Origin of the sequence: Sphingobacterium sp. UBA1498 (assembly GCF_002325125.1) — a bacterium.
Taxonomy (GTDB): domain Bacteria; phylum Bacteroidota; class Bacteroidia; order Sphingobacteriales; family Sphingobacteriaceae; genus Sphingobacterium.
The window spans coordinates 425193-439643 of the sequence record NZ_DCRG01000005.1 but is presented as its reverse complement, the minus strand read 5'-3'; the positions used below and the strand labels follow the sequence as shown (position 1 = coordinate 439643).

At 43.0% G+C, this 14451-nt stretch carries 9 protein-coding genes; 5 read left to right on the top strand and 4 right to left on the bottom strand.

Annotated elements, in window-relative coordinates; all coding sequences use genetic code 11:
• Positions 1 to 69: 69 nt before the first annotated feature.
• The 4 genes from B3139_RS06760 to B3139_RS06745 are packed head-to-tail and all read right to left on the bottom strand — an operon-like array spanning position 70 to position 4921.
• Positions 70 to 1131 (bottom strand): dihydrodipicolinate synthase family protein, encoded by a 1062-nt coding sequence (locus tag B3139_RS06760; RefSeq protein WP_293881085.1) that lies wholly within the window; start codon positions 1129 to 1131, stop codon positions 70 to 72.
• Positions 1131 to 2153: an NAD-dependent epimerase/dehydratase family protein gene (locus B3139_RS06755; RefSeq protein ID WP_293881083.1), complete on the bottom strand. Its 1023-nt coding sequence runs from the start codon at positions 2151 to 2153 to the stop codon at positions 1131 to 1133. Before B3139_RS06755 ends, B3139_RS06760 begins: the two co-directional genes overlap by 1 nt.
• A 6-nt stretch (positions 2154 to 2159) precedes the next feature.
• The gene (locus B3139_RS06750) at positions 2160 to 3395 is read right to left on the bottom strand and encodes an Nramp family divalent metal transporter (protein WP_293881081.1); all 1236 of its coding nucleotides are present in this window, start codon (positions 3393 to 3395) and stop codon (positions 2160 to 2162) included.
• 5 nt (positions 3396 to 3400) lie between these two features.
• The gene (locus B3139_RS06745) at positions 3401 to 4921 is read right to left on the bottom strand and encodes a PQQ-dependent sugar dehydrogenase (protein ID WP_293881079.1); all 1521 of its coding nucleotides are present in this window, start codon (positions 4919 to 4921) and stop codon (positions 3401 to 3403) included.
• Positions 4922 to 5295: 374 nt separating this feature from the next.
• Between B3139_RS06745 and B3139_RS06740 the strand changes: the two genes are divergently transcribed.
• The 5 genes from B3139_RS06740 to B3139_RS06720 are packed head-to-tail and all read left to right on the top strand — an operon-like array spanning position 5296 to position 14400.
• Positions 5296 to 8481: a SusC/RagA family TonB-linked outer membrane protein gene (locus B3139_RS06740; protein WP_293881077.1), complete on the top strand. Its 3186-nt coding sequence runs from the start codon at positions 5296 to 5298 to the stop codon at positions 8479 to 8481.
• 11 nt (positions 8482 to 8492) lie between these two features.
• Positions 8493 to 10325 (top strand): RagB/SusD family nutrient uptake outer membrane protein, encoded by a 1833-nt coding sequence (locus B3139_RS06735; RefSeq protein ID WP_293881075.1) that lies wholly within the window; start codon positions 8493 to 8495, stop codon positions 10323 to 10325.
• Positions 10326 to 10350: 25 nt separating this feature from the next.
• Positions 10351 to 10746, top strand: a complete 396-nt coding sequence (locus B3139_RS06730) for a hypothetical protein (RefSeq protein WP_293881073.1) — start codon at positions 10351 to 10353, stop codon at positions 10744 to 10746.
• Positions 10747 to 10754: 8 nt separating this feature from the next.
• On the top strand, positions 10755 to 11747 hold the full coding sequence (locus B3139_RS06725; protein ID WP_293881071.1) for a DUF4466 family protein: 993 nt from the start codon (positions 10755 to 10757) through the stop codon (positions 11745 to 11747).
• Between the two features lie 4 nt (positions 11748 to 11751).
• Positions 11752 to 14400: a hypothetical protein gene (locus tag B3139_RS06720; protein ID WP_293881069.1), complete on the top strand. Its 2649-nt coding sequence runs from the start codon at positions 11752 to 11754 to the stop codon at positions 14398 to 14400.
• Positions 14401 to 14451: the final 51 nt, after the last annotated feature.

The following is a 14451-nucleotide window of genomic DNA, read 5'->3' as shown; positions in this document are numbered from 1 at the left end:
GAAAAGTCCCATTGCTCTGGCAGTCGTGACGGGCCAGGGACAATGAGACCTTTTGAAAAGATTGACCTATTAGAATCTCGATTTCAGAAATTCTTTGACAAATTCATCATCGTTTAAGTCTGGGTAATCGCTATATACGCGATCAATTTCTTCCTGCTGTCCGATGGATAGATTTTCTTCCGGATTTAGGCACCAGATACCTTTCATCAGCCCTTGTCTGCAGAGTACCGCATGTAATCCCGGTATACATCCATGGAAAGCATTCGCTGGATCGAAGAAGGCAGCATTGCTATCTGTTACAGCAATGCCTTTGCTCAGTAGCTGACTTGCGGTGCAGTTATTGGGCTGTTGCTTATATGCTTTTATTTCTTGTAGGAGTTCCACGGCTTTTGCTGTCCAAACGGCCCAGTGGCCTAATAGCCCTCCTTTAAATCCTATGGAAATGTTTTCTCCAGCTACGGGAAAGGTATAGGTTGTCATAAGGTCGTTCACGATATTATCATCATTGCCGGTATACATGGCGATCTGCTCTCTTCGGCTTGAGTTGGCTACAGCCCGCATGACGTCCAAGGTCTGGTAACGGTTGAATGAGGCACACTTGATTGCGACCACGTTTTCGATTTCGGCAAACTGCCGCCAAAAGGAATAAGAGAAAATGCGGCCCCCAACAGCAGGTTGAAGGTAAAAGCCAAAGACAGGGATAACAGCTGCAACTGCTCTGACACGATCTAATATCGCCTGTTCTGTCCAGGTCTGTAAACCACCCATACTCAAAAGTCCAATATCATAGCCGTATTTGACGGCAATGGTGGCTTCCTGAATGGCTTGTTGTGTGGTACCACAGATGCCCGCGATTTTGATAAATGGCCTATTAAGTTGTGCTTTTTCGACTTCTTCGCTAGCCCATTTTAATACCGTTTCAAAGAGATTGACCTCAGGATCGCGGATTTCAAACTGGGTCGAATGGACAGCGACAGCGATTCCGCCTGCTCCGCTGGCGATGTAATATTGGGTCAGGAGACGTTGATGTACCTCGTCGATAGTGCGATCCTCATTTAGGGCTAGGGGATGTGCAGGAATGACTGTTCCTTCCCAAAGTAGCTGTTGTAATGTGTGGTCTAAAGTATTCATTAGAATTTTCCTTTTCGTTCTTGAAAATGCGTGTCCTTGTTCCAAAGTTCACCGCCATGGCTTAGCCATTGAGCAGTAATGTCTATTGCTTCCCGAATCGTTGTCTTAGGATAGCCAAATAGACGGTGACATTCTGAAGCGTTGTTTAGTAATGCTGTGCCAGCAGGCGCATTAATAAATATCGGCCTTGTATTAAAATGTTCTGCAAAACGCTCGGCTATCCATCGGATAGAGAGGATTTCTGGCCCTGTGACATTCAATATTTTGGCTGGCGACTGGCAGTGCAGCAACGATCGCAAAGCAATTTCATTGGCATCTCCCTGCCAGATAACATTGACATTTTCTGTCGTCAAATCTATGGGAAGCTGGCCTTTGACTGATTTAGCGATTTCTACCAATACACCATAGCGAAAATCTACCGCATAATTTAATCGATAAATTAGGGTAGGTGTACTATTTTTCTTTGAAAAGTACTCAAATATGCGCTCGCGGCCTAAGCAGGATTGTGCATACTCGCCAATCGGCTGGGGGGATGTTTCCTCGGAAACACCCGCATTGCTTATCGGTACAAATGGCAGTACGTTTCCCGAAGAAAAGGCGACGATATTGGATCCTTTAAAATGAGAAGCCACCATTCCGGGAAGGTACGTATTCATTGCCCAGGTAAAATCTTCATTTCCGGTGGTGCCGAATTTATGTCCAGCAAGGTAGATGACATTTGGAACTTGTGGTATTTTTTTGAGTTCCTCTTCATTAAGTAGGTCGCAGGCAATGGTCTCTATGCCTAGATCCTCCAGCTCCTGTTGAAGTTGTTTGGTGGAAAAACGCGAAACCCCGATGACCTTCTTGTCAATCCCGGCTGCCTGGATAGCCCGTATAGCCAATTTGGCCATGCTCGGACCCATTTTTCCGCCAATTCCTAAAAAAAGAATGTCACCTTCTATCTTTTTGATGTCTTCAATGAGGTCTACTGATGGCGCAAGTATTTGCTGCTCCAATTCTGCTAAACTGTTATGATCCATGGCTGATTATTTAATTAAATTATAGAAATTACTAAAGGCAAGAAAAACAAGTAGGATAAGTCCAAGGATAGCCCATAATTTTGTTAAAGGTGTATTTGTCAGGGCACCCATGATTTCTTTGTCATTGGCGACTAGAAATAGGATCAATCCAATAAAAGGGACTAGGAAAATCGTAATGCTTTGGGCAAAAACAATGAGCTCAAGCGGTAGGTTCCCAAAAATAAGTGCAATTGCAGATCCAAAAATCATGACCAGCGAAATAAAGAATTTCACTTTGGGGTGATTAAGATCGTTTCCATAGCCGAAAGTATCTCCCAATAAGGAGCCGCCCAGCACCGCATTGCCGATCAATGAGGAGAATGAAGCGCCGAAAAGACCGATAAAAAAGAGGTGTGAAGCGTAGGTTCCCAAAAGAGGTTCCAATGCACGGCCCATTTCAGCAGCTGAGCTTAATTTAATTCCCTGGGGATGAAGAGTATTGGCTGCGCACACCATTACGGCTGCACTCATGATTCCAAGGATAATAATCCCGATTCTACTTCCTATAATTTGCCGCTTCAAAGTCTCGTGGGTCGGCGATAACTTTCTTCTTGATTGCACCAGATAGCTTTGATAAAATGCACCGACGATGGAAAAACAGGACGCTGTAAAAGCAATAATTAATCCTACAGAAGCGGGCGGGATACTCGGTAAAAATCCGAAGAAAAAGTCATGCGATGGCGTTTTGATCATAATAGCTGTGGAAAGAAAAGCAAATAACATGAGTATGATAAGCGCTAGCATGAGCTTTTCCAATAGCGCATAGAAGGACTTAAAGAATAATAATAGAATGCCGATCACGTTAAAAACGATGATCCATATCTTAGGATTACTACCCGTGGCTTCTGAAACAGCGATGGAGACACCTGTAGCATTCCCGGATTGAAAGCATGTCGACACGACGAAGATTCCCAGACCGATGATAATGGAAGTTGTTTTTCCAAATTTGTTGCGAATGATGGCGAGTAACGACTCGTCGCGAGCAATGCCGATACGTGCAGCCATATTGGTAAATACCATCATAAAGAAAATAGCGACAACGACAACCCATAATAGGGAAAAACCGTAATCTGCGCCCATTTTGGATGTGATGGTCATTTTACTGGGGCCGAAAACCAGGGCAGCGGTAATAACGCCTGGCCCTAGAATTGAAAGCCAATTTTTAAGTATAGAAGAAGGCTTGGGCTCGTGTTGGTGTTCCATAGAATTTATCGTAATGAGGTTAAATGCTGTTGGTTGATTGTACTGGCAGAATTTCCAAAATGTGTGCGGATATAATTGGTGATTTCAACGATGTCTTCATCTTTCAGAAAGGAAAAAGAGGGCATCGTACTCTCGTATTTTGCTCCACCGATATGCTTGTCTTTCAGTCCATGTAAGATAACTTGCAATAAATCCTTTGGATTGCCGTTGACAAGAGGCGAATTGGCCAATGGTGGAAATGTATTGTTGAGTCCTTTTCCGTCTGCTTTGTGACAGGAAGCACAATACGCTTCATATAGTGTTTGTCCAGTTTTGGCCGGATTGTTCATTGCTTTGGGGGTAGTGGGTTTAATAATTGGAGCCGAGGCCTTATCCGTGATGCGGAGGCGATAGATCACATCATCATCGGGTTTTGGAAATCCCTTTTGGGGATTCCAGTCGCGGTTGCTGGAACAGAAGTAAATATCTCCATTGGGTAAAGTCAATACCGAGCGGAGACGACCAAGCTGATCTTTGAATAAAACCTTCTCATCGACGATCTGCTGGCCATTGGCGGATAATTTTAGGATGCGTAAAGATTGATTTTTTAAGGTCGCAAGCAATAAACTATGCTTCCATTCGGGGATAACACCGGATCCATAATAGGCCAGTCCTGATGGTGCAACGACGGGAGTCCAGGATTTAATGGGTTCCTGCCTTGGCGAGCGTTTTGCAATCGCCTTTTCCTTATCGGTATCAATCATGCCTTCGATCTGTGGCCAGCCATAGTTTTTAAGCGGTCGTATCAGGTTGATTTCATCCTCAATAGCATCGCCATGCTCAGATGTGTAGATCAGGCCTTTGGCGTCGTGCGTAAGCCCCTGCATGTTCCGAAACCCCCATGCATATACATAACTATTTGCAATCGGGTTATCTTTTGGGATGCTTCCATCAAGATTGAGGCGCAAGATTTTGCCGTTCAAAGTGCTGCTGTCCTGGGCGAAGGTATCACTTGCGGCATCTCCTGTGGCCCAATAGACTTTTTTGTCGGTTGAGACAATCACTCTAGAACCGTTGTGTCCGGTATTCCCCGGTATTTGCAACAGCAATTTTGGATGTGCGAGCTTGCCTTCTGGGCTGTATTCGTATCGATATAAATTGGAAAAAATGGAGCTATCTTTCTTGCTGGTATAAGAAAGGTAAAGGTAGGCTTGCTGACCTTCCGGTTGATACAGTGCCATTCCTAATAGTCCCAAAGTGCGCTGATGATACACGTCAGCTAGGCTGTCTATTAAAGTAACTGCTTTCGTCTTTATATCCAGCTTTCGTATACTTCCACTGATTTCGGAAAACAAGATGGCATCGTTGACTTTGTCGTATTGCAAGTCCCAAGGGACATGGAGCTTTGTAGCTTCTTTCGATAGCGACAGTACACTATGTTCAAGCTGGATGCTGTTTATTGCCGCGCTTTCTGTCTCCGTTTTTGCAACACAGGAAGAAAGCAGGGGCATTAGCAATGCAAGCCAGATATATGTTTGTTTTTTCATATAGGATTTGCGGTTACTCCTTTGATTTATTTGGTTAGTCAAATGTAGTTTAATAAAAATAAATATACAAAAAATAAGTTAAATTGTATACAAAATTATTTTATCAAATAGATTTTTGTGCCACTAAGGATTGAATTCTCTATTGAAAGCTATAGTTCGATAGGCTAAACATGCTGCTACATTCATTACGATTTGTAAAAAAATAAAAAAAATATTGAATTGTATACAAAAAATATATATTATTGTATTCATTATGATAAAGTAAGAAAAGCGATATAAATCGTATTCGAATTAAAAATTGCTTTTTCTTAAAAAACACCAATAAACTAAAGAGCTTATAAATCATTTATTTAACCACTTTAACCTGAGTATTCATGATACTAAAGCAGATTAAAATCCGGGATGTAATAAACAGGAGTTGCCTATTAATAGGGCTGCCTTTTATTTCAATGGCGACCTTTGCAAATCCGCCTTCTTCCCTTAATAATGGAAAGATTCCGATCTTGAATGTTTTGAACCCGTCGACGGGTTTAGCTAAATTTCAGCAACAGCTCGTTGGGCAGGTGCTGGATGCCAAAGGGCAAGCCTTGTCTGGCGTAGAGGTGCGTAACCTTAGAAATTCGACCGTCAGCGTTACGGATCAGGAGGGGCGTTTTAAGTTAACTGGTGCCATTTCGGATCAGATTCAATTTCGGTTAATTGGTTTTAGTACAAAAGTGGTATCAGGAAAAGAAGTACAGGCTGTAGTGCTTGAAGCAAGTGAAAGCGCGCTGGATGAAGTGGTTGTGGTCGGTTATGGCAAGCAGAAAAAAGGCAACTTGACCGGAGCAGTAGCTAGTGTCAATTTTGATCAGTCGACTTCAAGTCGGGGGCTTTCAAATGCTTCTCAAGCATTGCAAGGTGTTATTCCTGGCTTAGCAGTGAGTCAAAATTCTGGAATGGCCGGAAATAACGCGGCAGATCTTTTGATCAGGGGCTTAGGGACTGTCAATAGTGCTGGACCTCTGATCGTGGTGGATGGTATGCCTGACGTGAATATGAACCGTGTGAACGTCAATGATATTGAAAGTGTCACCGTTTTGAAAGATGCTTCTTCGGCAGCGGTGTATGGTTCCAGGGCAGCTAATGGAGTTGTCTTGATTACGACAAAATCTGGTAAAAGAAACAGTAAAACGGCTATCTCTTTTAGTGCTAACAGGTCGCTTGTCAAACCCACTCGCTCTTTTGATTTTGTGAATAATTACGCAAAAGCGATGACGGCTACGCAAAGAGCCCAAGCTTATAATACAGCTGCATCTGCATTCAATTTTAAAAATGGGACGATCGACGAGTGGTTGGCTTTAAGTATGATCGATCCAAGATTGTATCCGAGTACCGATTGGTGGGATGTCATTCTCCGCAATGGTCAAAGTGGTAATTATAACGTTTCTATCAACGGGGGTACTGAAAATAATAATTACTATTTATCAGTCGGTATGCTTGACGAGAAAGGGATACAGATTAATAATGATTTTAAACGTTACAATGCTGCATTTAACTTTGAAACCAAGGTGACGAATACGATTGGCGCTGGAGTCAGGTTTTCGGGCAACTGGTCTGACTACCGGTATAATTACGAGGACGGTATGACTGCAAACTCGACCAGTGGAATGGATTTGTTTACTTCCCCTGCAGGCATATTGCCTTACGATCCTGTTACAGGGTACTATGGAGGTGCGATGTCTTACAACGAAAGTCCACAGGCCAACAATATTTATGCGGATTACATGACACGCAACCAAAACCATATGAATCAAAAACAGGCTTTGGTGAATGGATATTTAAACTGGAAACCATTTAAAGGGTTTGAGGCCAAAATAGATTATGCCCTAAATTATGATACCCGTTTTCAATGGAAGGCAGATATGCCGACAAAATTATATAATATCCGGACGGGATTGTCTATCCGGGATCTTGTTCCAACAAATGATGGTATTTATAATACCGACAGAAACAACTACAAAACACAGCTGAACTTCAAGCTGAGTTACGACCATAAGTTTGGTGCCAATCATGATTTTTCTGCTCTGGCCGTGTATTCGGAAGAATATTGGAATAATCGTGTGCTGGCGGGGAGCCGGTTGGATCGCTTACACCCGAGTTTGCATGAAATCGATGGTGCTTCCGAAGATGTGCAAAATGTTTCTGGATCATCCTCCGCAGAAGGTCTCCGTTCTTATATTGGCCGATTGAATTATACGGCTTTTGGAAAATACATGTTTGAAGGGAACTTTAGGGTAGACGGTTCTTCCCGGTTCTTGCCGGGCGATCAATATGGGTTCTTTCCTTCTGCCGCAGTGGGTTGGCGAATTTCGGATGAGGTATTCATGAGGTCACTCAAAGATAAAATCAAAATGAGTTCGGCCAAATTCAGAGCTTCTTATGGTTCTTTGGGTAATAATAGTGGTGTAGGCTTGTATGAGCAAAAGCAATCTTTGGTCTCCAGTCCTTATTATTTGATCGACAACAGTACAGGTACCGGTTCCGTGGTAAAAGGTCTGATCAATAAGAAACTGATCAACTATGACCTGACCTGGGAAAAGACGCGTGTGTTTAACTTGGGTCTGGATCTTGGCTTCTTTAACAATAAGCTAACCGCTGAGTTGGATTACTACGAAAGAAAAACGATTGGTATGAATCGCCCTTCGGACGTATCGATGCATCTGACAGGTTTATTTACCGCTCCCCGAAGGAATATTGGCGATATGATGAATAAAGGGCTCGAGGCAAATGTGACCTGGAATGACCGAAAAGGGGATGTTGGGTATATGCTGAACTTTAATGTGGGCTATAATAAAAACAAGTTGCTTTCCTGGAACGAACAATTGCAAAGAGGTTCGGTATTTATTGATATGCCTTATAACTTTATTTATGCCTTTGAGTCGCTGGGTATCGCACAATCTTGGCAAGATATTTATAATGCTGTTCCTCAGGGCGCTTCTCCCGGGGATATCTTGTTGAAAGATGTAAATGGTGATGGTAAATTGGATGCGAATGATCGTGTGGCGTATCCAGCGTATCAGTTGGGTAGACCCAAGGTTAATTACGGGTTTAGAGGTTCGGTAGATTACAAAGGCTTTGATTTCTCCTTTCTGCTTCAAGCTGCTACTGGAAGAAAAGAATTTTGGATGAATAAAGCGAATTCGAACTTTTTAGGCACGGCAAATCAGGCCATTACTGAAGACCAGTGGAATAATATGTGGAGCTTAGATAACCGCGATGCCGACTATCCTAAGTTGCTTCCAAGTACGCTGGGGTCAACAAGCCCTAATGGATATTTGAGTACATTTTGGTTGCAAAACATGTCTTATTTAAGGGTGAAAAATCTGCAGCTTGGTTATACTTTTAAGAAAGAATTACTGACGAAGCTTGGTATTCAAAAGTTGCGTGTGTTTGGTTCGGTAGATAATTTAGCGGTATTGACCAGTTTCAAAGGGCTGGATCCGGAAAAAAGTACCTATACCAATGATGCCTATCCAATGACGAAGAGTTTTGTGGTTGGACTGAATGTAGACTTATAATATTTAAACTTATGAAATCGATATATAACATACTGTTTATTTCTTCTTTGCTGCTGCTTGGTTTATCCGCCTGTCGCAAAGATTTGTTAAATCAGAATCCGACAACAACACCAAGTTCCGAAACTTTCTGGGTGAATGAGAATGATGCACTTGCTGCATTAATGGCAAATTATTCCATCTTCAGACCTTGTTTTGATCGCGATTACCATTTTGATGGACATGGAGATTTTCTGAAGATGTACAATACGGGTGCGGCGCCAATCTCAATGACCGTCAATAGTCCCATGAACTATGGTTCTGGAGCTTCTGCAATGTATAGGGCATTATATGGCTCTGTATTCAGTTCTAATTTTGTCATCGAAAATACCAATGCGCGTTTGTTGCCGTTTGCAAAAACAGATGCGGTAAAGCAAACATTGGAAACTATCGTAGCGGAAGCTAGATTGCTGCGCGCCATCGCATATTTTAGGCTGGTTTCCCTTTGGGGTGATGTGCCTTATTTTTATAAGTCGGCACCCGCTCCTGCCGAGGCTGATACGGTACGGAGAATGCCTATTGCACAATTGAAAGATTCCATTATGGCTGATTTGAACTATGCGGTGGACAAATTACCCAATAAAGGGGCTGCTATTGGTAGGGCGGGAAAACCTGCAGCCTTGGCGTTTCGTGGTAAGTTTCAATTGTACTGGGGCTCGTGGAAGAAAAATGGATGGCCCGAATTGGATGGATTTGTCCAGTCTGCTGCGGATGCCAAGGCGGCATATGCTGCCGCTGCTGCGGATTTTAAGCGCGTGATCAATGACTTTGGGATCAAAATGTTTAGAAATGGTGATCCGGGTCAATGGGGTGAATTGGGTAAAGCAGATGTGCTGCCGAATTATTATTATATGTTTATTCCGTCAACAGGTAACTTGAGTCAGGATGAAGAGATGGTCATGGTGCTGACGCATGGTGGTGTCGGAACAAAACAGAGTGAGGAGTATCAGCGGGTATGGACTGGACCGCTGGTGTCTTTGGGGCAGAATCAGGCTATTCCGCGTTATGAACTGGCCGACCGGTATCAATCGACCGTTACCGGAGATTTCTTACCTAAAATGGTGCAGATGGATCCAGTGAAAAATCCAGCCGCACGTACGACGGTAAATTCTGCTGTAAACCCCGAATCGTACCGTAATCGCGATTATCGCATGAAAGCAACTTTGTTGTGGGATTACGAATTGATTATGAGCATGAGCCCTACAGAATTGACCGGCTATATTCCATTTATCTACAAGACTTGGGGGGCAGCAGTGACCGTAAACGGTGTTTCTTATAAATCTTCGTTCACCGATAATACCACCAATCTTTCGGGACTGCAATCGCGTAAATTTGTGCGCAATTATGGCGGTGTGGCGCGTAGCGATGGAAATTACAATTGGCCTTTAATGCGTATCGCTGATGTATACCTGATGTATGCAGAAGCAACCAATGAGGTGGGTGGTCCACAGTCAGATGCAATCGAGCTAGTCAATAAGGTGAGGCGTCGTGGTAATCTGCCGGCACTGGCTGGCGCTAAAACTGCTTCTCGGGACGCCTTCTTTGATGCTATTGAGCAGGAAAGAATTGTTGAGTTGTTTGGTGAAGGTCAACGTCCTTTTGATCTGAGGAGATGGCGTAAACTGGAAACGGCATTTGGTAAACCTTATGGGGATGGGAAATGGTTTCAGGATAGCTTTGGTAATAATTGGGAGCGCTTTTTCTTCAATGAGTCTGAATTGACGTATCAAAGATGTTATATCTATCAAATTCCAGAAACAGAACGTTCAAGAAATCCGAATTTAACACAAAATATGCCTTGGAAATAATATGGTAACACTTGACTGTAATAAAATGAAATATACGTTATTTTTAATCGGAATGCTATTTGTTAGCTTGTCCGGTTGTAAGGAAGATTATCCAATCGATGAGGATGGTTTATTGATCACAAATAGGTCGGAATGTTATGTCAGTAGTTTTGAGCTTTTGGGGGCTGATTTTCAGACAGTACGTACGAAGGCTGCTGTAGTTGATACCCTCGCGCAGACCATCAACGTAGAGGTGCTATTTGGCACAGATTTGAAAAATTTATACCCACAGTTTTCATTGGTCACTGATGCGGTACTTGATCCTAAGATTTTAGGAAAGGAAGATTTTTCCAATTTGGGTACGCCGCGCGAATGGACTGTCGTGTCGGGAAACAGAAAGGTGCGCAAGACTTATAAGGTTTATTTGACAGTACAAAAATAAGGAAGCAGATGAAAACAAATTATTTAAAAATAGGGCTGTTATCTCTCGGATTTGGATTCTTGTTGTTCGTTTCTTGTAAAGAAGAAGCTTATGAAGTTCCAAAAGCAAAAGATGGCTTACAAAACGATATCATTAAACGTTCTCTAGGACCCAATGTGGCTGGTTCTACACTAGATTTTGCTTATGCTGCGGCGATATTGCCGGATCAGGGAAACCTGACCTCTATTTCGGTCGAGGCCAGTATTGTGGGGGATGAAGGTACAATGCTTGAAAATAAATCATATGCTACAAGTAGTACAGGGGCTGATGTCGGTGTTGTCGTTGGTGATCCGGCAACCGTAAATGGAAATAGCATGGAGGTAAAGTTTACAAAAGATACCTCAGCTTCAACCTTGCGCTATAGTTATAAAATACCGGCAGCGGCAAAGGGCAAAGCCGTTACCTTTACCTTCAGGGCAAAGGCCAGTAATGGACAGGAGATCACATTGAAAACGGAAGCTTATGCGATCCGTAATATGGATATGGCTTTGGACTTGACGGGGAAGGATGGTGCGGCTTGCTTTTTTTCTGTTGCCGACTTGAAATGGTATACTGCGGCAGAAGCGGCAGCAAACCCGGATAAAATTGATTTTGTTTATTTGTACCGGGCATTGCCGACAGTGACCTATGCACATTCCTTGGTCGCGCCCACGGCGGATACCGGCTATTTTCCGAGTTTCACTTTGCCGGCAGGATTAACCAATAAAACGAAGATTGTGAAGGCTTGGACCGTGCGCGACCAGCAGCTGGCAAGATTGCAATATAGTGTATTTGTGGATGATATGGATCTGGAAGATAAATCTTTTGCAGATGCCCCGGATTTTGCCATTAATCTCAAAGCTGAAGCAGGAATATGGGTGCAGACAGCCGATGGTAAATACAACGCTTATGTATTTGTGAATAGCGTAAATAATACCACCAAAGAAATGAAGATAAGTGTAAAAAGATTGCAAGTAAAATAAGGATATGGGTGTGAGGATATGGCTAAAAGTCAAGTTAGGCATGTTGGGGGTCGCTTTTATGGCGATCCTCGGTAGCGCCTACGGGCAACAGGCAAAGGTCACTTCGGTAAAAGGTAAGGCGCAGGATCTGCAGGTACAGGTAGATATCCCGGCTGCAGGTGTCTATAGCTTAACTTCGGAAGGTGAAGTGACTGATTTGAATAAAATAAAAGCCGCCGATAAAACGGGTATGGTGACACTGTATGCTACGATTGAGGTTCGTGCTTCGCGACCGACCAAGCGTATCGTATTTGATAGTTTTAGGGGTGCGAAGCAGGATCTCGGTAAATTCTATTTTGAGAAAGGTAAGCAAACGGTCAATATGCTGTTGCCTGCCGATTTTAAGGTTAAAGCTGTTTCGATCCATGCATTTGTACCACCAGTTGTGCCTCTTGCGGCAGAAAATTATAAACCCCGTATTGTTCCGCCTGCAGGACATCCCCGATTATGGGTGAATAATGAATCTTTGCTGCTCGTTAAAGGTAGGCTTAAAGAGGCTGATCATCTGGAGGCGTGGGAAAAAGTGAAAGCGCTTGCGCTGCAGCCTGTTCAGTTTACTTTCGATCCGGATAAAGAAACGTTTTACGACGAAAAGCTCGAGCGCGCTATCGAAGCTAAAGCATTTTATTACCTGATGTCTGACGACCAAAAAATAGGGAAGGAGGCGGTGGTACTGGCAGATCAGTACTTAGAAATGTTGGAGTTTGGGAACGTATCCTATGGAGATATAACGCGTGAGTTAGGGCGTGCTATTTATACCGGAGCGTTGGTTTATGACTGGTGTTACGCTTTGTTGGATATGCGCACCAAAACAGGCTTACATAAAAATATGATGCGTCTGGCGCAGGATATGGAAATTGGCTGGCCACCGTTTTATGGTATCGAAAGTATTATTAATGGACATGGGAACGAGGCGCAGATATCGCGCGATTTGCTTGCAATGAGTATTGCTTTGTATGACGAAGATCCCGTACCTTATAAATATACTTCCTATTCCATTTTGGAAGAATTGGTTCCGATGCGCAAGTTTGAGTATCAGTCGCCGCGTCATAATCAAGGGGTTGATTACGGCGGATATCGTTTTGGCTGGGAAATGCATGGTGCCTGGTTGTTTGACCGCATGCTGGGCTATCCAGTTTTCGATGATAATATCAAAAATATGCCGTACTATTGGCTCTACATGCGGACGCCGGATGGTAAAATGTTGCGTGACGGAGATATGTTCAACGTAAAGTACAACAGCAGTGATGACTTCTATTGGAAAAATCCCCAAACCATGCTTCTTTGTTATGCTTATTCAGGTGATCCGGTAATCAAGGCTGAGTTTATCAAGCAGGGCAGTTTGCCAGATAATCCAATCTTGTTTCTCTTGTTGGACGATCCTAAATTGAAACCAGATTTTGGACGTGATAAAATGCCGTTGACCAAAGATTTTGGACCTATTTTAGGGTCTATGGTTGCCCGCACAGGATGGAGTGAAGATAAAGAAAGTTCTAATGTTGTTGCAGAGATTAAGGGGGGTGGTTATCATTTCGGCAATCATCAGCATGCAGATGCTGGGGCTTTACAGATTTACCACCATGGAATTCAGGTCGGCGATCTGGGTTTGTATCTTTCGTATGGCTCTCCCTATGATTTTAACTTTAATAAACGGTCGGTCTCGCACAGTATGATGCTGGTGCGTGATCCTGCCGAGCCCCTTTTGTTCCGAACAAAAACCAATGATGGTGGAACGCGCTTCAGTCAGCGTTTTCCGAGGACGGTTGATGAAGTTATCCATGATTCGTGGTATCATACCGGTGAAATTAGGGCTTCAGCTTTCGGTCCGGATCCCATTCAGCCGAACTACAGCTATTTTAATGTAGATCTAACCGCAGCATACACGGCTAAAGTAAAAGCTTATGCTAAAAGTTTCTTATTTCTGAATTTAAAGAGAAAGGATGTGCCGGCTATCATTGTGCTATTGGACGAGCTGGAAACGAACGATCGAAAATTTGAGCCCTATTGGCAGATTAATACCCTGGAAAAGCCAGTGAAGACGGAACAAGGATTTGTGCTGAGCAGTACGTTTAAAAATGTAGCTGGTTCAACTTATGTGGATCTGCTGAAACCGAAGCTAGCGGACAGTGAGGTTAATATGTATTCAGGCGATTCGACAGCTTTTGTTTTTGGTGATCTTTATCACGTGAAATCTCCTTGGCCAGAGGCACGGGGAACGCGGATTATGGTTTCTCCTAAACAGCAAAATAATCAGTTTAGTTATGCTTCGGTTTTTCAGATGACGGAAAGCGGCTCTTCAAAATTACCATTGCACTACGACGAAAAATCGAATTATTACATCATCAAAGTAGCTGATCGTTTGCTTGTTATTGCAAAACCAAACCGATATCTTGATGAGCCTATTGAGCTTGTGGTGCCGGGAGATCAGTCTTATGAAGTTGTTGTGGTTGGGTTGAAAGATGGTTTCTGGAATATGAAAAGTTCATTAAAAAATAGTAGCTTTAATATAAATGTTCTTAAGGGAAATCATACAACCAGTTGGAAATCTAAAGCCGAAACTATTTATTTATCTCCGGGTAGGCGGTATGATGCCCAAGAAGGAAGGATTAATTAAAGAATATATTGTTTAAATTTTTTTAATGATTTTGTATTCTTATTTTTGTGC

Coding starts and splice junctions, on each gene's coding strand:
- B3139_RS06740 (WP_293881077.1), top strand. CDS start 5,296: ATGATACTAAAGCAGATTAAAATCCGGGATGTAATAAACAGGAGTTGC.
- B3139_RS06725 (WP_293881071.1), top strand. CDS start 10,755: ATGAAAACAAATTATTTAAAAATAGGGCTGTTATCTCTCGGATTTGGA.
- B3139_RS06735 (WP_293881075.1), top strand. CDS start 8,493: ATGAAATCGATATATAACATACTGTTTATTTCTTCTTTGCTGCTGCTT.
- B3139_RS06760 (WP_293881085.1), bottom strand. CDS start 1,131: ATGAATACTTTAGACCACACATTACAACAGCTACTTTGGGAAGGAACA.
- B3139_RS06745 (WP_293881079.1), bottom strand. CDS start 4,921: ATGAAAAAACAAACATATATCTGGCTTGCATTGCTAATGCCCCTGCTT.
- B3139_RS06750 (WP_293881081.1), bottom strand. CDS start 3,395: ATGGAACACCAACACGAGCCCAAGCCTTCTTCTATACTTAAAAATTGG.
- B3139_RS06720 (WP_293881069.1), top strand. CDS start 11,752: ATGGGTGTGAGGATATGGCTAAAAGTCAAGTTAGGCATGTTGGGGGTC.
- B3139_RS06730 (WP_293881073.1), top strand. CDS start 10,351: ATGAAATATACGTTATTTTTAATCGGAATGCTATTTGTTAGCTTGTCC.
- B3139_RS06755 (WP_293881083.1), bottom strand. CDS start 2,153: ATGGATCATAACAGTTTAGCAGAATTGGAGCAGCAAATACTTGCGCCA.